The organism is Bradyrhizobium sp. 27S5, from assembly GCF_037217225.1.
GTDB classification, from domain to species: Bacteria; Pseudomonadota; Alphaproteobacteria; order Rhizobiales; family Xanthobacteraceae; genus Bradyrhizobium; species Bradyrhizobium septentrionale.
On sequence record NZ_CP147714.1, the window covers coordinates 5,595,085 to 5,610,417 of the forward strand.

The 15,333-nt window shown below is 64.5% G+C and carries 18 protein-coding genes, 1 tRNA gene and 1 pseudogene; 9 read left to right on the forward strand and 11 right to left on the reverse strand.

Annotated elements, in window-relative coordinates:
* Positions 1-14 precede the first annotated feature (14 nt).
* Together WDM24_RS26380 and WDM24_RS26385 are read right to left on the reverse strand one after the other, a co-directional pair.
* Positions 15-164, reverse strand: a complete 150-nt coding sequence (locus tag WDM24_RS26380) for a hypothetical protein (protein ID WP_166206607.1) — start codon at positions 162-164, stop codon at positions 15-17.
* Positions 165-375: 211 nt separating this feature from the next.
* Complete coding sequence (locus WDM24_RS26385; protein ID WP_338827725.1) at positions 376-885, reverse strand: hypothetical protein; 510 nt, start codon at positions 883-885, stop codon at positions 376-378.
* Between the two features lie 174 nt (positions 886-1,059).
* Here WDM24_RS26385 and WDM24_RS26390 point away from each other — a divergent pair, with 174 nt between their 5' ends.
* Entirely contained in the window at positions 1,060-1,272 is a 213-nt protein-coding gene (locus tag WDM24_RS26390; protein WP_338690380.1) for a hypothetical protein, read from the forward strand.
* Positions 1,273-1,429: 157 nt separating this feature from the next.
* Positions 1,430-1,684 carry a hypothetical protein gene (locus tag WDM24_RS26395; RefSeq protein ID WP_338690382.1) on the forward strand — a complete coding sequence of 85 codons (255 nt, stop codon included), beginning with the start codon at positions 1,430-1,432 and terminating at the stop codon, positions 1,682-1,684.
* A 128-nt stretch (positions 1,685-1,812) separates the two neighbouring features.
* Here the strand turns inward: WDM24_RS26395 and WDM24_RS26400 are convergent, their stop codons facing one another.
* Positions 1,813-2,343 (reverse strand): gamma carbonic anhydrase family protein, encoded by a 531-nt coding sequence (locus WDM24_RS26400; protein WP_029081524.1) that lies wholly within the window; start codon positions 2,341-2,343, stop codon positions 1,813-1,815.
* Between the two features lie 190 nt (positions 2,344-2,533).
* On the reverse strand, positions 2,534-2,863 hold the full coding sequence (locus tag WDM24_RS26405) for a DUF6949 family protein (RefSeq protein WP_338690384.1): 330 nt from the start codon (positions 2,861-2,863) through the stop codon (positions 2,534-2,536).
* Positions 2,864-3,082: 219 nt separating this feature from the next.
* On the opposite strand from WDM24_RS26405, the gene WDM24_RS26410 reads away from it, so the two are divergent.
* A complete protein-coding gene (locus WDM24_RS26410; protein WP_338827727.1) occupies positions 3,083-3,793 on the forward strand; it encodes a hypothetical protein in 711 nt (236 codons plus the stop codon).
* A 95-nt stretch (positions 3,794-3,888) separates the two neighbouring features.
* Here the strand turns inward: WDM24_RS26410 and WDM24_RS26415 are convergent, their stop codons facing one another.
* Together WDM24_RS26415 and cysE are read right to left on the reverse strand one after the other, a co-directional pair.
* Positions 3,889-4,101: a DUF3126 family protein gene (locus WDM24_RS26415; protein WP_024582483.1), complete on the reverse strand. Its 213-nt coding sequence runs from the start codon at positions 4,099-4,101 to the stop codon at positions 3,889-3,891.
* A gap of 186 nt (positions 4,102-4,287) precedes the next feature.
* Positions 4,288-5,115 (reverse strand): serine O-acetyltransferase, encoded by an 828-nt coding sequence (gene cysE / locus WDM24_RS26420; protein ID WP_029081529.1) that lies wholly within the window; start codon positions 5,113-5,115, stop codon positions 4,288-4,290.
* A gap of 228 nt (positions 5,116-5,343) precedes the next feature.
* Between cysE and WDM24_RS26425 the strand changes: the two are divergent.
* Positions 5,344-6,690 (forward strand): annotated as a pseudogene (locus WDM24_RS26425) (hypothetical protein); the annotation flags it as partial.
* A gap of 15 nt (positions 6,691-6,705) precedes the next feature.
* On the opposite strand, the gene WDM24_RS26430 reads toward WDM24_RS26425, so the two are convergent.
* Complete coding sequence (locus tag WDM24_RS26430) at positions 6,706-7,458, reverse strand: alpha/beta fold hydrolase (RefSeq protein ID WP_338827728.1); 753 nt, start codon at positions 7,456-7,458, stop codon at positions 6,706-6,708.
* A 58-nt stretch (positions 7,459-7,516) separates the two neighbouring features.
* Positions 7,517-8,650, reverse strand: a complete 1,134-nt coding sequence (locus WDM24_RS26435) for a hypothetical protein (RefSeq protein ID WP_338827730.1) — start codon at positions 8,648-8,650, stop codon at positions 7,517-7,519.
* Positions 8,651-8,899: 249 nt separating this feature from the next.
* On the opposite strand from WDM24_RS26435, the gene WDM24_RS26440 reads away from it, so the two are divergent.
* Together WDM24_RS26440 and WDM24_RS26445 are read left to right on the forward strand one after the other, a co-directional pair.
* Positions 8,900-9,145 carry a zinc-finger domain-containing protein gene (locus WDM24_RS26440; RefSeq protein ID WP_092115185.1) on the forward strand — a complete coding sequence of 82 codons (246 nt, stop codon included), beginning with the start codon at positions 8,900-8,902 and terminating at the stop codon, positions 9,143-9,145.
* 7 nt (positions 9,146-9,152) lie between these two features.
* Positions 9,153-10,355 carry an FAD-dependent monooxygenase gene (locus WDM24_RS26445; protein ID WP_338827732.1) on the forward strand — a complete coding sequence of 401 codons (1,203 nt, stop codon included), beginning with the start codon at positions 9,153-9,155 and terminating at the stop codon, positions 10,353-10,355.
* A gap of 54 nt (positions 10,356-10,409) precedes the next feature.
* On the opposite strand, the gene WDM24_RS26450 is transcribed toward WDM24_RS26445, so the two are convergent.
* Positions 10,410-10,847 (reverse strand): twin-arginine translocation pathway signal, encoded by a 438-nt coding sequence (locus WDM24_RS26450; RefSeq protein ID WP_338827733.1) that lies wholly within the window; start codon positions 10,845-10,847, stop codon positions 10,410-10,412.
* A 224-nt stretch (positions 10,848-11,071) separates the two neighbouring features.
* On the opposite strand from WDM24_RS26450, the gene WDM24_RS26455 reads away from it, so the two are divergent.
* A tRNA-Leu gene (locus WDM24_RS26455) sits at positions 11,072-11,158 on the forward strand.
* 92 nt (positions 11,159-11,250) lie between these two features.
* Here the strand turns inward: WDM24_RS26455 and WDM24_RS26460 are convergent.
* Entirely contained in the window at positions 11,251-11,538 is a 288-nt protein-coding gene (locus WDM24_RS26460; protein WP_338827734.1) for a PilZ domain-containing protein, read from the reverse strand.
* 308 nt (positions 11,539-11,846) lie between these two features.
* On the opposite strand from WDM24_RS26460, the gene WDM24_RS26465 reads away from it, so the two are divergent.
* On the forward strand, positions 11,847-12,149 hold the full coding sequence (locus WDM24_RS26465; RefSeq protein ID WP_338827735.1) for a hypothetical protein: 303 nt from the start codon (positions 11,847-11,849) through the stop codon (positions 12,147-12,149).
* Positions 12,150-12,315: 166 nt separating this feature from the next.
* Here WDM24_RS26465 and WDM24_RS26470 read toward each other — a convergent pair whose 3' ends face one another.
* A complete protein-coding gene (locus WDM24_RS26470) occupies positions 12,316-13,935 on the reverse strand; it encodes an ABC transporter substrate-binding protein (RefSeq protein WP_338827737.1) in 1,620 nt (539 codons plus the stop codon).
* A 265-nt stretch (positions 13,936-14,200) separates the two neighbouring features.
* On the opposite strand from WDM24_RS26470, the gene WDM24_RS26475 reads away from it, so the two are divergent.
* Positions 14,201-15,331, forward strand: a complete 1,131-nt coding sequence (locus tag WDM24_RS26475) for a M20/M25/M40 family metallo-hydrolase (RefSeq protein WP_338827739.1) — start codon at positions 14,201-14,203, stop codon at positions 15,329-15,331.
* The last annotated feature ends 2 nt before the right edge of the window (positions 15,332-15,333 follow it).

Sequence of the window (15,333 nt, forward strand, 5' to 3'; positions counted from 1 at the left end):
GCAGCGTTGCGGACTTAACCGATGCGTTCGCGGCGGGCGCGATCAACTCGCAGCCTCAGCCGGGCAAGCTTCGGCTCGAGCTGATGGAGCATGTAGATCAACGCAACGGCGAGACTCGACACAACGACCATGAACAGCAATGTCAGATCAGGAATGGTCAGCATCTCTATTGTCCTCTGAGGCCCGGCTCAAATCGCAGCCGGGCCTTTTGTTTTCGCGACGCGTTCACGCATCAACTGCCGAAATGCGAAGCAAGCCGCATACCAGTGCACGACCGCCAACGTAGCCCTCGCATCGCAACATCGAGGCCGCGCCAACCATTCCAAAACCATCACCATGGCAATCGAATGGACTGGCCATGCGTCAGTGGATGGCTCAGTTGCAAACCTGCACGGGGCGGATCTGCCAGCCGTACGGCGTCAGCATGCGACGACGAACGACGTAGCAGCCGCCATCACTGTAGCCATAGCCGTAGCCGTCGTCGTAGCCATAGCCCGCGTAATACGGATTGCCATAGTAGCCGTCATAGTAATCGTAAGCGCCGTACCAGAGTCCGAACCCAACCGCTGCAGCAGCGAACGGATAGCCCCAGCCGCGCCGGAATCCGCCACCGTGCCAGCCTCCGCCGTGCCAACCGCGGCCAGCCCAACCGCGGCCAGCCCAACCGCCGCCGCCGATTGCAGCCGAGCGGAAGCCGCCGCCTCCGCCCATCGCGCGGAAAGCGCCGCCATGGAAGCCGCCGAAACCGCCGCCGCCGCGGAAGCCGCCACCACCACCACCGTGGAAACCGCCGCCGCCAAAACCGCCGCGCGCCGACGCGGCGTCGGCCGTGAACAGGCCGACCGATGCCGCAGCCAACAAGGCAATCATCGTTTTACGCAACATCACCCGTTACTCCTTCTTTCCAAGGCTTTTCTTTTCAAGCCTCCTCCGCCGCGTCCTGCGCATGCTAACTCAATGTAGGACCGCAGCTTCCGCCGCGCGCTTTTGTCGCACTCACTTCTACGCGACCGTCGTTCATCGAAGACGCAGCCGTCGAAAAGCTAACAGCCGCGGCAGATGCCGTTCATCCGGCGATCGACCATCCTGTTCTCGTCGGCGATTGCCTTGTCGATGCTTTCGGTCGACGCCGATCCGGTGGTGACGCCTATACCGCTGTTCAGCCGGCCGGAGGATTGCGCCGTGCCGGCGCTGGTGGTGCCGGGCGGCGGCGACGTGACCTGCGGTGGCGTCGGGGTGGCCAACGAGGGGCTGCCGCTCCCGGTGCTTTGAGCGACGGTAACCGCTGGCGCCAGCAGAATGGCGATTGTCGCTAACGCGGCGGTGGCGGATAATTTGCGCACGGAATTCTCCCTTGCGGACATCAACGAGTCCGCAAAACCCCGGTTCCGGCAGGCGTTGGAGCAATACAGTTTGGGAGCAATGCAATTTGCGCAAGCTGATCGAGTTTGACGACGACACGTTCGACAAGCTGAAGCAGCTTGGCCGCGACCGGATGGCGACCCTGCAGGAGCTCGCGGACGAGGCCTTCGCCGACCTCTTCAAGAAGCACGGTATTCCGATCGACCTGAAGGATGCGCTGCGCAAGAGCGCAAGACTTCAGGGGGCAGCAAGACTGCAGGAGACAGCAAAGCCAGGCGGCGCAGCACCGAAGCGCGCACGCAGGCAGGGCCGGAAGCGCTGAGGGCTAAAGCGCGATGAGATTGGGTTGAATCATCATCGCGCTTCTGGTTCTTGCTTAAGCATGATCTCCACGCAAACGCTTCGCGTTTGTCGCAGGGAAAACCGCTTCGCACTTTTCCGGATCATGCCTTAGCCGATCTTCTTCAGCCCGGCTTTGTACTGCGGGCCCCTGATCGCGTAGGACTTCGCCGGCCGCGACAACGCCTCGATCTGGGCAGCGTCGAGCGTGCGCACCACGCGTGCGGGCGCACCGATGATCAGGGAGTATTCCGGAAATTCCTTGCCCTCGGTGATGACGGAGCCGGCGCCGACGACACTGCCGCGCCGGATGCGCGCGCCGTTCATCACGATCGATCCCATCCCGATCAGCACGCCGTCTTCCAGCGTGCAGCCGTGCACGATCGCGTTGTGGCCGATGGTGACGTGGTTGCCGATGGTCAGGGGGAAGCCGGGATCGACATGCAGGGTCGAATTGTCCTGGACGTTGGAGCCCTCGCCGATCTCGATCCACTCGTTGTCGCCGCGCAGCACGGCGCCGAACCAGACGCTCGCCGCGGACTTGAGGCGCACCTTGCCGATCACAACGGCATTGTCGGCGATGAAGTAGCTGCCGTCAGCGGGAAGATCGGGCCCCTGCCCGTCGAGTTCGTAGATCGCCATGAAGGTCTCCCTGGAGCGTTTTCGAGCGAAGTGGACACCGGTTCGCGTGAAGAAAACGCGTCAAAATGACAATCCGGCGCTTTCGGTTCCGATTAATCAGAACCGAAGCTCTGGTGGGGGCGACATTGGCACAGCGACTGATGTGGTTTCAAGCAACCGCAGTCATTGATCCGCGCGGATCGCGACCGGATCAGGCGAGCACGCCGGCGGCGCGCAGCGTCATCATGAAGAAGGTGCCCGACATCAGGCTCCAGAAGCCGGAGATCACGGTTGCCATCATCACGAATTCGAAACGGCGGCGCTCGATGCGGGCGCCGCGCAGCGTGTTGCGCATGATGATGAACGGTGCGGCGAAGACGAGGAACGGGACCGCGGCAAAGGTCCTCGGCGCCACGCCCTCCTGCAGCAGGCCGAAGCCGGCCGGGCGCTCGGCCATGGCCTGATAACCGCTGGCCAATGCGCCGGCGAGCGCGAAGCCAATGAAGAGCGAGAACAGGGAATTCAGGGTATCGGGCGACATCGGCACTTCCGCTACGTAACAGGCCACTCACCCTGCTTCGCAGAATTGGCGGACGGCCGCCACATCATCCTTAAGGAAAGGTTAACCGGACCACTCCGGCGCGGCGTTTGCGCATGGCCAATCAATTTGGGATTCCATTGGAATCGTACGGAAATTCCTCGCCTCGTGGCATATTCGGCAGGTGATTCGGCCACTCCCGGCCTGCTCTCAGCTTCGCCCATGACGCTTCTTTCGACGGCCCAGCATCTCGCCCGCGACACCCGCCGCAACCCGCGCGCGCATCTCGTTCCGGTCATCGCCTCGGCAGTGATCGCAGCCGGCGCGATCACGCTGGTCGCCTATCTGTTGTGGCCGACCTACACCACCGCCCCGCCGAGCGATCCGTCGCGGCTGCCGGTGAGCGTCGGCGGCACGCTGTTCAACGTGCCGACCATGGCCGTGCGCATGAAGATCCAGCGCCATTCCGGGCCGCAGGAGCGTGTCGATCTGAGCTTCCTCTATCCGTCGCTGGAGGCACCTGCCGCGCCGAAGCACTACAGTGCCGACACCGTCGAGGACAAGGTGCAGCCGATCGACCGGATCTTCGTGTCGATCGCGGCGCACCACGATTCACTCGCACCCGAGATGCGGCTACGCACGATCTATCCGCGCTATCTGGACGAGCGCGCGACGACCGATGACGGCTTGACGACGCGCGCATTCCGCGACGGCACGCCCTATGGCGGCGAGGACCTGTTCACCGCGAGCGAGCCGCAGCTGACCGCGCGCTGCACGCGCGATAGCTCGACGCCCGGCATGTGCCTGAGTGAGCAGCGCATCGAGGGCGCCGATCTGACCTTCCGCTTTCCGCGCGGCTGGCTCGCGCAATGGCGCGACATCGCCACCGCGATGAACCGCCTCTCCGCACAGATGCACAGCGCGAAGGGGTAGCCTCCTCGTCATTGCGAGCAGAGAGAAGCCCGATATCGGGCGCGCATTCGCGCGCCCCGTCGTGACAGCGTGGCAGGCAGCGAGGCCGTTCGGCCTTACTCGCTCAGATCTTCTTCCAGGATGGCCATCTGGAACTGGAACGAGCGATCATCGTCCTCGTCGTCGACGAACAGCACGCCGATGAACTCCTCGCCGATATAGACCTCGGCCGAGTCGTCCTTCTTGGGCCGCGGCACCACGCGGATCTTGGGATTGCTGAACACGCGTTTGAGATACGCGTCGAGCTTCCTGACTTCCTGAACGTCCACGGCCGTCTCCAATCGGGTCGATGATTTTCGGGGGAGTTTTAGGACGAGACGGCAAAGATCGCCAGAGCCTTTTCGGGCTTTGGCGACGTGATGTTGCGCACGCAATTCTTGTTTTGACGCGTTTTCCTGACGCGAACCGGTGCCCACTTCGCTGAAAAACGCGCCGCGGTCAGAAAACGAGTGAAATCAAAGACCGATCGCGTTGAGCATCTGGTCCATGGTGCGTGACGGCTCCGCACATCCGGCTTCGCCGACGATTTTTGCCGGCACGCCCGCAACCGTGACGTTGTGCGGCACGGGCTTGACCACGACGGAGCCTGCCGCGATGCGCGCGCAATGACCGATCTCGATATTGCCAAGGATCTTGGCGCCGGCACCGATCAGCACGCCGTGGCGGATCTTCGGATGGCGGTCCTCGTTCTCCTTGCCGGTGCCGCCGAGCGTGACGCCATGCAGGATCGAGACATCGTCCTCGATGACAGCGGTCTCGCCGCAGACGAAACCGGTGGCGTGATCGAGGAAGATGCCGCGGCCGATCCTGGCGGCCGGGTTGATGTCGGTCTGGAACACCGCCGACGAGCGGCTCTGCAGGTAGAACGCAAAATCCTTGCGGCCCTTCTGATGCAGCCAGTGCGCGAGACGATGGGTCTGCAGCGCGTGAAAGCCCTTGAAGTAGAGCAAGGGATCGATGAAGCGCGAGGTCGCGGGGTCGCGATCATAGACGGCGACGAGGTCGGCGCGGAAGGCGTTGCCGATATCGGGCGCATCGCGCAACGCCTCGTCATAGGTCTGGCGGATCAGGTCGCCCGACAGCGCCGCGTGATCGAGCCGCTCGGCGATGCGATGGACCACCGAATCTTCCAGGCGCTCATGATGCAGCACGGTCGCATAGATGAAGGATGCGAGTTCCGGCTCGCGCCGCAGGATGTCTTCCGCTTCGCCGCGGATTCGATCCCAGATCGGATCGAGCGCCGCCAGCTTTCCCCCCTGCGGATTGACCTGATGAACTGCCATGGCTGCTCTCGCAATTCGGTTGTTCTGATGTGCGTTATAGCACGATGGACCCAGCGCGTCCCGGGATGGCTCGGTACGGTAAACCTCAGCCGAACACCCCCGGGCCGACGTCTAGGGGAGTTGGTCGGGATTTTGCCGAAATCAAGCCGTGCTTCTGCAACTATTGACGGATTTCGTCGCGAGTGTGGTTTTGGGCATGGTCGGCCCCAATAAAAAGGGGGCAACATCATCAATACCCGGAGTTTACGCGCCCGCCTGACCGACGCGCGGTCGGTCTGGATCGCCACCATTGCCATCCCCCTGCTCCTGCTCGCCCCTGCCTTCTGGAACGGCTATCCGCTGCTCCAATGGGATACCAGCGGCTATCTGGCGCGCTGGTACGAGGGCTATCTGGTGCCGAGCCGGTCCACGGTGTTCGGCATCTACCTCCATGCCGGCGAGGCGTCTGGCTTCTGGCTCAACCTCGGCATCCAGACCCTGGCGACGCTGTGGATCCTGCAGCTGACGCTGCGCGTGCTCGACCTCGCCCGGCCGGTCAGGCTGATCGCGATCAGCCTCGCGCTGGTCGCAACCACCGCCCTGCCCTGGCTCGCCAGCATGCTGCTGACCGACATCTTTGCCGGCCTCGCGGTGCTCGCGCTCTTCATCCTCATCCTGCGCGGCGAACGGATTTCGGCGCTGGAGAAGGCGGTGCTGTTTGCGTTCACGGCGTTCTCGGCCGCAACGCACAGCGCGACGCTGGCCGTGCTGCTCGGCCTGTGCTGCGTCGGCTGGATGCTGCGTCCATGGCTTGGCCGGCGCATCCCGATCGCGGGCCTCGTGCAGGGCAACCTGACCGCCGTTGCCGGCGCGGCGATGCTGCTGGCGGCGAATTTCGCGCTGTCAGGGCAGCTTGCCTGGACGCCCGGCGGAGTAGGCGTCGCCTTCGGCCGCATGCTGCAGGATGGCATCGTGGCGCAATATCTGCGCGACCATTGCGCGAAAGAGAACCTGAAGCTCTGCCCCTATCGCAACGAACTGCCGCCGACCGCCGACGACTTCCTGTGGGGCCACAGCATGTTCAACACGCTCGGCCGCTTCCAGGGACTGAATGACGAGATGGGCTACATCGTGGAGCGTTCGCTGGCCGAATATCCGGGATGGCAGGCCAAGGCGGCGCTGGAAGCCACCGTCGACCAACTGATGCATGTCGCAACCGGCGAAGGCTCTTCGGGCTGGATCCCGCACACCTACGGCATCATCGAGCGCTACATTCCCGAACAGGTCGCGCCGATGCGCGCAGCGCGGCAGCAGCGCTGGCGCCTCGACTTCACCGCCATCAACCGCATCCATGTGCCGGTCGCACTGGCCTCGATGCTTGTGGTCGTGATCCTGTTCGGCCGCGGGCTGTGGCAGCAGCGGCTCGACGACCTCACGCTGCTCGCCGGCACCGTCACGCTCGCGCTGCTCGGCAATGCCGTGATCTGTGGCGTGATCTCGGGTCCGCACGACCGCTACGGCGCGCGCATGGTGTGGGTTGCGACCTTCGTCGTGCTGATCGCGGCGGCGCGCGCCTTCGCCAAAGACGATGCGGAGAACGAAGCCGACGAGCTATCTTCGCCGCGACAGGAAGTCGATGACGCCGCTCTTGTAGACCTTGTCGCCGACCGCCCGCATATGATCGCGGTTCGGGATGTCGAGCACCTCCGAACCCGGAATGATCCTGCCGAGCGCCGCCGCTGAGCCGGCGATCTCGTCCTTGCTGCCGACTGCGATCAGAACCGGCACGCGGATGCCGGCCGCCTCCTCGCGCGTCATCAGCCGGCGCGAGCCGCGCAGGCAGGCGGCGAGTGCGCGGCGGTCGGAGCGGGTCTGATCGGCAAAGGCGCGGAAGGTGCGGCCGACCGGATCGGTGACATCGTCGAGCGACGGCGCCTCCAGCGCGAGGGCTACGGTCTCGCCGGGGCCGCCGCCCTCGATCAGCCCGATGCCGATGCCTCCCAGGATCGCCGAGCGCACCCGATCGGAATTTTCGAGCGCCAGGATCGCTGTCATCCGCGAGCCCAGCGAATAGCCCATGATGTCGGCGCGCGCGATCCCAAGATGATCCATCAGCGCGATCACGTCGCTTGCCATGATCGCGATCTCGTACTGCGCGGCATTGTAGAGCTTGGCGGATTCGCCGTGGCCGCGATTGTCGAGCGCGATGACGCGCCGGCCGGCCTTGACGAGATCCGACACCCAGGTCGGATAGATCCAGTTGACGTTCTTGCTCGAGGCGAAGCCGTGCACGAGCACGATCGGCTCGCCCTCGCCTTCGTCGATATAGGCAATTTCAACGTCGCCGTGATGGAAACTCGGCATCATCCATTCCGTTGTTTTTTTGGGATTGGGTTTGGCGATCGAAAAGCCGACCGCGAGCTTAGCCTTGGGCAGCGGAACCCGCCAGCGCAACCTGAGCGGACATCTGCCGCTGCAGGCGCCGCGCCTTGCTCCGCCTGAGCCACCACGCGGTAGCCCGTTCGGTGGTCGCCTTGATCGAGGACAGGAAGCCGAACAGCGCAAGCAGCGCGCCGAACAGCCACATGGTGAGATTGAACGTGCCGGCCGCGAGCAGCAGCGCGCCGCGGCCGAGCAGCTTCAGGATCGCGCGGGTCTGGCCGCCCTTCGCCTCCGCGATGCGGGCCGCACGCGCAATCTCCTGCGGGTTCTCCGCGACCTTCAGCGTGTCCCGCGCGGCACGAATCCCGGCGGCCTCGCCGACGCGTCCGACGTCCTTGGCGACGCGCACCAGCGCCCCGGCCTTCTCGGCGCGGAACGCCGCGCGGATCGCGGTTGCGGTCTCTGCCGGGCGAAGCACCGAGCCGGAGGCGACCGCCTCGCGCAGCGCCGGCTGGTCGACGACCTCGCGGGTCGAACGCCCGGCCCATTCGATCAGCCCTTCGCTCAGCCGTCCCGCCTTGCGCGTATCTTTGACCAGCGTCAGCCCGGCGCGCAGCGGCCCGGCGCCGCCGACCGACACATAGGTCGCCGCCGTCACCGCGAGCCCGGCGGCCGCAAGCCCAAGCACCAGCTGGTCGGTGTCCTCGCCCATCACGAGATGCTTGCCCTCGCGCACGACGTCCCTGACATCGCCGAACACGAACAGGTCGCCCGCAACCGTGCCGGACAGGCTTGCGACATCGTCGGCGTTGCCGGTCACGAGGCCAGTGGCGAACCCCTTGGCGAAATGCGTGGTGGACGATTGCTCGGCGCGCGCCTCGTCGACCCGCCTTGTGAGCTCATCGCCGAGCGCGATGTCCTTCTCGGCGGCGAGCGCGACAAAGCTCGTCGCAAGGTCGGCATCCCCCGCGGCCAGTGCCGCCTCGATATTGTCCGAAATCAACGCCGGGTTGTTGCGCACCACGGAATTGATCCTGAGGTCAGCGAGCTCGGCGGGATCGTCCCGCGCGGCGAGGATCGTGCCAGCATCATGGGCATGCGGCCAAATGACCGCGCCGATGGCAGCGCTCGTTGCCAGGCCGGCCACCGCAAGACTGAGGCGAACCCCGTTCATTCCGCTTGAAACCTCAAGTTTAATTCGCCTCGTTCAGTTCGCCTTGGAAATAGTGTGCCGTTTTTGCGACACAACGGCTCCGACCAAAGAAGGGCTTCTCTGGGACGACAAGATTGTGTCGAATTTGCATGAGCAAATGAGCCGTCGGGGCTCTAGGAATCAACTGTTCCCGCCAGTATGGTGCGCGGCATTTCGCGATGCCGCATGCTGTCGATTGCGTCTGCCCATCGTTGCCACCAAGGTGAGAATATGTCCGACCACGTCGTCCCGCACTTCCATAACGATGCCGGTGTCTCGGTGATCGAAATCGGATCGCAGGAGTTCATGTGCGTGGGCGCCAACCCGCCGTTCGACCACCCGCACGTGTTCCTCGACCTCGGCAACGACAGCGAGATCATCTGCCCGTACTGCTCGACGCTTTATCGCTTCGCGTCCGACCTCGCTGCCGGCGAAGCGCGGCCGCCGGAATGCGTGCTGAAAGACAAGGTCGCCTGACCGCTCCGTGGCGCTGACGCGAACCGTCATCGTTGCAGGCGCCGGGATCGGAGGACTGACGGCGTCGCTGACACTGGCGGCACAAGGCTTTCGCGTCGTCGTGCTGGAGAAGGCCGAGCGGCTCGAGGAAGCCGGCGCCGGCATCCAGCTCTCTCCCAATGCCAGCCGCATCCTGGTCGGGCTCGGGCTCAAGGAACCGCTTGCGCGGCGCGCGGTCACGCCTGAATCCGTCAACATCCTGAGCGCGCGGGCCGGCGGCGAGATCGCGCGGATGCCGCTCGGCCAGGCGGCCGAGTTCCGCGCCGGCGCCCCCTATTGGGTGATCCACCGCGCCGACCTGCAGGCCGCACTGCAGGCCGCGGTCAGCGACCACCCCGATATTGACCTGCGGCTCGGCTGCCAGTTCGAGGATGTGACAAAGCACGCCAAGGGGCTGACGGTGGTGCAGCGCCGCGGCAACGCACGGCAGGAGGAATTGGCGGTTGCGCTGATCGGCGCCGACGGCATCTGGTCCGCCGTGCGCGGGCATTTGTTTCCGGATATACAGCCGCAATTCTCCGGCCTGATTGCCTGGCGCGGCACGCTGGAGGCAACTGCCCTGCCGCGTGAATACACCGCGCCGCGCGTCCAGCTCTGGATGGGGCCGGACGCCCATCTCGTGGCCTATCCAATCTCGGGTGGGCGCCAGATCAACGTGGTCGCGATCGTCGCAGGCACCTGGAACCGGCCGGGCTGGAGCGCGCCCGGCGACATCAACGAGATCAAGGGCGCGTTCGCCACGGCGCGCTGGCCAGCGACTGCGCGGATGCTGATCGGCGCCGTCGATGGCTGGCGCAAATGGGCGCTGTTCACCCTGCCCGACATCGGCCGCTGGAGCGAAGGCGCGGTGACGCTGCTCGGCGATGCCGCGCATGCGATGTTGCCGTTCGCCGCACAGGGCGCCGGCATGGCAATCGAGGATGCCGCCGTCCTCGCCAAGGCGCTCGGCGACTGCACCGGGGAAAACACCTCAGGCATTCCCGCCGCGCTGAAGCGCTACGCCGAGATGCGGCGCAGGCGCGTACTGAAGGTCCAGCGCCTGGCCCGGCAGCAGGGCCGCATCTATCACCTGCGCGGGCCGCTCGCGATCGCGCGCGATCTCGCGATCCGCGCCATCGGTCCAGAGCGCATGCTGGCGCGACAGGACTGGATCTACGACTGGCGCGTTTGAGCCATCAGCTGAACGCGCGCGAACAGCGATCGGCTTCGCTCGAACGCGCTGAGTTTAGTGGACGACGCCCCGCGGGGCGCGTGCCCCCTTCGCGGCTGCCGCCGGCGCGGCGGGCGCTGCGGCCGCAGCGGTCTCGTCCGGCGGGCTTTCATGGCACTTGTTGCTGCGCCAGGCCTGATCGGCAAGCTTCTGCTGGGCGTGGATCGAGATCAGCTCGTTACGATAGACCATCTCGGAGACCACGGTACCGCCGACGCCGGTCTCCGCCTTGGCCATCAGCTTCTCCTGATCGGCCGCGCGGGTCGCGAGGTTCTTGCGCTCGGTCTCAAGCTGCTTGCAATCATAAAGGTCGTATTTGGCGGGATCGGCGAACGCCGGCGACATGGTGTCGCCGATCTGTGCGCAGCCGGAAACGCCCGCGGCCGAGGCAAGCAGCACAATGACGGCCGCCGCGCGCGACAGCTTTGAGCGGCGTGGGAAACGAACAGACATTCGGCTTTCTTAATCAGACAGTGTTGAGATTGCCTAAAGCAGCCGCCGGTGTCCGGATTGAGGCTCAATCGCGGCGGCGCGCTGCTTATCCCAATGCGGGGCGGCCGAAGCAAATGGAATTGCTGGCCACTGTTTAAGTCTTTGAAACCGCACCTGTTAGCACCGGATAATGACAATTCCACTTCGCGCTCAAACGCGCTAGAAATCGGCGCGCCTGGCGCAATGCGGACGTGGCGGAACTGGTAGACGCAAGGGACTTAAAATCCCTCGATGGCAACGTCGTGTGGGTTCGACTCCCACCGCCCGCACCAGCCTTCGCTCGCGAAATGAGTAGCGTCGGCGCGACAGCCAGCCAGGCGAAGGCGATGCGGTTGCCGCGAGTTACGGCTCGGCAAGCCGAGCCTTACGCAAACCCCAGACCGATCCGCCGCTCCTTCTTCCAGATCACCCGGCAGGTGTGCCGCTGGCCGTCGACGGCGAGGACGAAGCGGTCGGGAAACCACAGCGGCGAATTGACTTCGATGCAGGCCCCCTGCGGAGAAAGATTTCGGACCGTGCAGGATATCGCTTCATTGCCGAACTCGATCGCCCCTGATTTGAGGACGCGGCGACGGGAGCCGCCACGCCGCTCATCGGTCGGCATCGGCTGTTGCCCGCCGGCTGGCGCGGGCCTGCTTTCGTCGTCGGCCATGAACCCGTCGCGGTCGGTACACAAGCTGGCGGTCAGGTTACGACGCGATTCTGACGGGAACCTTAAGACATCGCCAAACGCGTTGGCATGCCACGCGCGCGCCCGCGGCCTCGGCGGGCACGCGCGGTATCACGATGCTCGCATCACTTGATCGTGTTTCCGGGCTGTGGCGCGGCTCACAAGCCGGGATCGCGGCGTGTCGTAGTCGTGATGCGTCGTCTTGGCGCGTTGTCTTGGCGCATTGGAAATTCCGGCCGCATATTTCGCGGCCGTCGCATTTCGAAATCGATTTTGGTCGGAGATCGGTGATGGAGATTGCAAACTGCAATCGGATTGCTGGCGACAGGGCGCGCGATCAAGGCGCCTCCATTCTCGAGCATGGCGACGACGCGGCCCATTGCAGCAACGGGCTCAATGCCCAGAAATTCCGCGACGCGACGCCCAACGAGCGCGTGATCTACCGGCGATGGATTCGTGGCGCGATCATGCTGTACGGATTGCTGGCACTCGCCGCAGGAACGGCGGTCTGGATCAACGGCGCGGCGGTCGGGCCGACACAGCTCTCCAGCCTGTCGAGCGCGAGCGCCGCGAAATCGGGTCACTCACATTAGAGCGTTTTCGAGCGAAGTGGGCACCGGTTCGCGTGAAGAAAACGCGTCAAACAAGAAACTAGAGCTTCGGTTCTGATTCAATCAGAACCGAAGCTCTAGAGGCGACAGCTCAAACGAAAATGGCCGGGACAACGCCCGGCCATTCGTCGTGAGTAAGACCGCAAGCCTACTCGGACTTGTCGATATTCCAGAAGATCGGCGTCGCCGGACCGTCGAGCACACCGGTCAACGACTTCCGCCAGGCACTCGGAACCGTGTACTGGCCGAGCGGAATGTAGATCACCTGATCGTAGGCCTCGGTCTGGATGTCAGCGGCGATCTTCTTCTTTTCCTCGGCCGAGCCAGCGCGCGCGAACTTGTCGCGCAGCTCCTCGATCTTCGGATCCTCGGCCCAGCCGAACCAGCCGCCGTTCTTGCCACGGCCGGTGATCGACGCGTTGACGATCGGATCGGCGACGTCGGCTGCGACCCAGTTGGTGAAGAACATGTTCCAGCCGCCTTCCTTCGGCGACTTCTGGCTGGCGCGGCGGGTCACGACGGTCTGCCAATCGGTGGCCTGGAAATCCACCTTGAAGCCGGCATCGCGCAACTGCTGCGCCACGACGATCGGCTGGGCCTTCAGCGTGGTCACATCGCCCGGCCCCATGATCACGACGGGCGTGCCGTCATAGCCGGACGCGGCAAGCGCCTTCTTGGCTTCCGCCATGCCGCTGCCCTTCACCAGCGTTTCGGCACCGACGTCGGTCTCCAGCGGCGTGCCGCAGACGAAGAAAGCGCCGCAAATCTTCTGGTACTTGGCATTGCCGACCAGCGCGTCGAGCACGTCCTTCTGGTTCATCGCCAGGAACGCGGCGCGGCGCACCTTCGGATTGTCGAACGGCGGATAGAGGAAGTTCATGCGACCAAGGGTCTGGAAGCCGAACTTGTTCAGGACGTCGATCTTGAGATCCGGATTGGCTTCGAGCACCGGCAGCATGTCGAACGGGAGGTTCTCCATGAAATCGATGTCGCCGGACTGCAGCGCGTTCACCGCGGTCTGCGCGTCAGCCATCGTGACCCACTCGACGCGGTCGACCTTGACGACCTTGCCGCCTGCGGTCCAGCTCGCCGGCTCCTTGCGCGGCACGTAGTCCTTGTTCTTCTCGTACACCGCCTTCACGCCAGGCTGGAATTCCGCCTGCACGAATTTGAACGGTCCGGAGCCGATCTGTTCCGGGATCGGCTTGTCCGGCGGCGTCTCGGCGAGACGCTTCGGCATCATGAACGGCACGCGCGACGACGGCTTGCCGATCGATTCGAGCACGAGGCCGTAAGGCTCCTTCAGCTTCAGCGTGATGGTCTTGGCGTCGGTCGCCTCCAGGCTCGCGACGAAGTCCATCAGCTTCTGGCCCATGCCGTCGACCTTGCCCCAGCGCTGCAGCGAGGCGACGCAGTCTTCCGCGGTAACCGGCGCACCGTCATGCCACTTCAGACCGTCGCGCAGCGTGAACGTGTAGGTCAGCTTGTCGTCGGAAACCTTCCAGTCCGCCATCTGCGGCTGGATCTTGAAGTTGGAATCCGTCGCCAGCAGCGTGTCATAGACCATATAACCATGATCGCGGGTGATGTAGGCGGTGGTCATGATCGGATCGATGACACGCAGATCCGAGTGCATCACCGCGGTGATGGTCTTGCCCGCAGCCATCGCCTGCGGTGCAAATGACAATTCCTGCGGCGCGAACGACAGTGCAAGCGCCGTCAACGCAGCCGCAAGCGTGCGGTGCTTCCAACGCGAGATAGGGAACATGAAATCTCTCCTGACGTGAAACTGGTCAAAGCCGGCTTATTCGTTATGCATGAGGTTCGTTATTTAGGCGAACTAACATGCTGTATGGCTTGTGAAATCGAGACTTGCACCAAGCGCAATGCGCGTCAATCGGTTTCGGGCGGGATCGGACGTACACAAACGAATGAGGCCGCGCGCCAGATTTTGGCTTTACAAGTTCGTCGGCTGAGATTTTCGTAACGCGCGCGCGATGCCGGCGCGATCAAAACAACAAGAGAGAAAAACGATGAACCCAGCCAATCTTCCCTTTGATTCCGAAACAATGCTGCAGGGCCTGCGCGGCTGGGTGGAGTGCGAGAGCCCGACCTGGGATTCGGCGGCAGTCGAACGCATGCTCGACCTTGCCGCACGCGAGATGGCGATCATGGGTGCGACGATCGAGCGCATCGCCGGTCGCCAGGGCTTTGCCGGCTGCGTCCGCGCCCGTTTTCCCCATCCGAAGCAAGGCCAGCCCGGCATCCTGATCGCCGGCCATCTGGACACCGTGCACCCGGTCGGCACCATCGAGAAGCTGAAGTGGCGGCGCGAAGGCAACAAATGTTTCGGGCCCGGCATCTTCGACATGAAGGGCGGCAACTACCTGTCGATCGAGGCGATCAGGCAATTGGCGCGCGCGGCCTTCACGACACCGCTGCCGATCACGGTGCTGTTCACCCCCGATGAAGAGGTCGGCACGCCGTCGACGCGCGACATCATCGAGGCGGAAGCCGCGCGCAACAAATATGTGCTGGTGCCGGAGCCCGGCCGTCCGAACAACGGCGTCGTCACCGGTCGCTACGCGATCGCGCGCTTCAATCTGGAAGCAACAGGCAAGCCGAGCCACGCCGGCGCGACGCTGTCGTCGGGCCGCTCCGCGATCCGCGAGATGGCCCGGCAGATCATCGCCATCGACGGCATGACCACCGAGGACTGCACGTTCTCGGTCGGCATCGTGCATGGCGGCCAATGGGTCAATTGCGTTGCGACGACCTGCACCGGCGAAGCGCTCAGCATGGCCAAGCGCCAGGCCGATCTCGACCGCGGCGTCGAGCGCATGCTGGCGCTGTCCGGCACCGCCAACGACGTGACATTCAAGGTGACGCGCGGCGTCACCCGCCCGGTGTGGGAGCCGGATGCCGGCACCATGGCGCTCTATGAAAAGGCAAAGGGCCTCGCGGCGGCGATGGGCCTCGATCTGCCGCATGGCAGCGCCGGCGGCGGCTCGGACGGCAACTTCACCGGCGCGATGGGTATCCCCACGCTCGACGGCCTCGGCGTTCGCGGCGCAGACGCGCATACGCTCAACGAACATATCGAGGTCGACAGCCTCGCCGAACGCGGCCGCCTGATGGCGGCACTGCTGGCGACGCTGGACTGACA

Excerpts from the sequence above, each read along its gene's own strand:
- WDM24_RS26380 (WP_166206607.1), bottom strand. The coding sequence starts at position 164 with ATGCTGACCATTCCTGATCTGACATTGCTGTTCATGGTCGTTGTGTCG.
- WDM24_RS26385 (WP_338827725.1), bottom strand. The coding sequence starts at position 885 with ATGTTGCGTAAAACGATGATTGCCTTGTTGGCTGCGGCATCGGTCGGC.
- WDM24_RS26390 (WP_338690380.1), top strand. The coding sequence starts at position 1,060 with ATGCCGTTCATCCGGCGATCGACCATCCTGTTCTCGTCGGCGATTGCC.
- WDM24_RS26400 (WP_029081524.1), bottom strand. The coding sequence starts at position 2,343 with ATGGCGATCTACGAACTCGACGGGCAGGGGCCCGATCTTCCCGCTGAC.
- WDM24_RS26405 (WP_338690384.1), bottom strand. The coding sequence starts at position 2,863 with ATGTCGCCCGATACCCTGAATTCCCTGTTCTCGCTCTTCATTGGCTTC.
- WDM24_RS26410 (WP_338827727.1), top strand. The coding sequence starts at position 3,083 with ATGACGCTTCTTTCGACGGCCCAGCATCTCGCCCGCGACACCCGCCGC.
- cysE (WP_029081529.1), bottom strand. The coding sequence starts at position 5,115 with ATGGCAGTTCATCAGGTCAATCCGCAGGGGGGAAAGCTGGCGGCGCTC.
- WDM24_RS26430 (WP_338827728.1), bottom strand. The coding sequence starts at position 7,458 with ATGCCGAGTTTCCATCACGGCGACGTTGAAATTGCCTATATCGACGAA.
- WDM24_RS26435 (WP_338827730.1), bottom strand. The coding sequence starts at position 8,650 with ATGAACGGGGTTCGCCTCAGTCTTGCGGTGGCCGGCCTGGCAACGAGC.
- WDM24_RS26440 (WP_092115185.1), top strand. The coding sequence starts at position 8,900 with ATGTCCGACCACGTCGTCCCGCACTTCCATAACGATGCCGGTGTCTCG.
- WDM24_RS26450 (WP_338827733.1), bottom strand. The coding sequence starts at position 10,847 with ATGTCTGTTCGTTTCCCACGCCGCTCAAAGCTGTCGCGCGCGGCGGCC.
- WDM24_RS26460 (WP_338827734.1), bottom strand. The coding sequence starts at position 11,538 with ATGGCCGACGACGAAAGCAGGCCCGCGCCAGCCGGCGGGCAACAGCCG.
- WDM24_RS26465 (WP_338827735.1), top strand. The coding sequence starts at position 11,847 with ATGGAGATTGCAAACTGCAATCGGATTGCTGGCGACAGGGCGCGCGAT.
- WDM24_RS26470 (WP_338827737.1), bottom strand. The coding sequence starts at position 13,935 with ATGTTCCCTATCTCGCGTTGGAAGCACCGCACGCTTGCGGCTGCGTTG.
- WDM24_RS26475 (WP_338827739.1), top strand. The coding sequence starts at position 14,201 with ATGAACCCAGCCAATCTTCCCTTTGATTCCGAAACAATGCTGCAGGGC.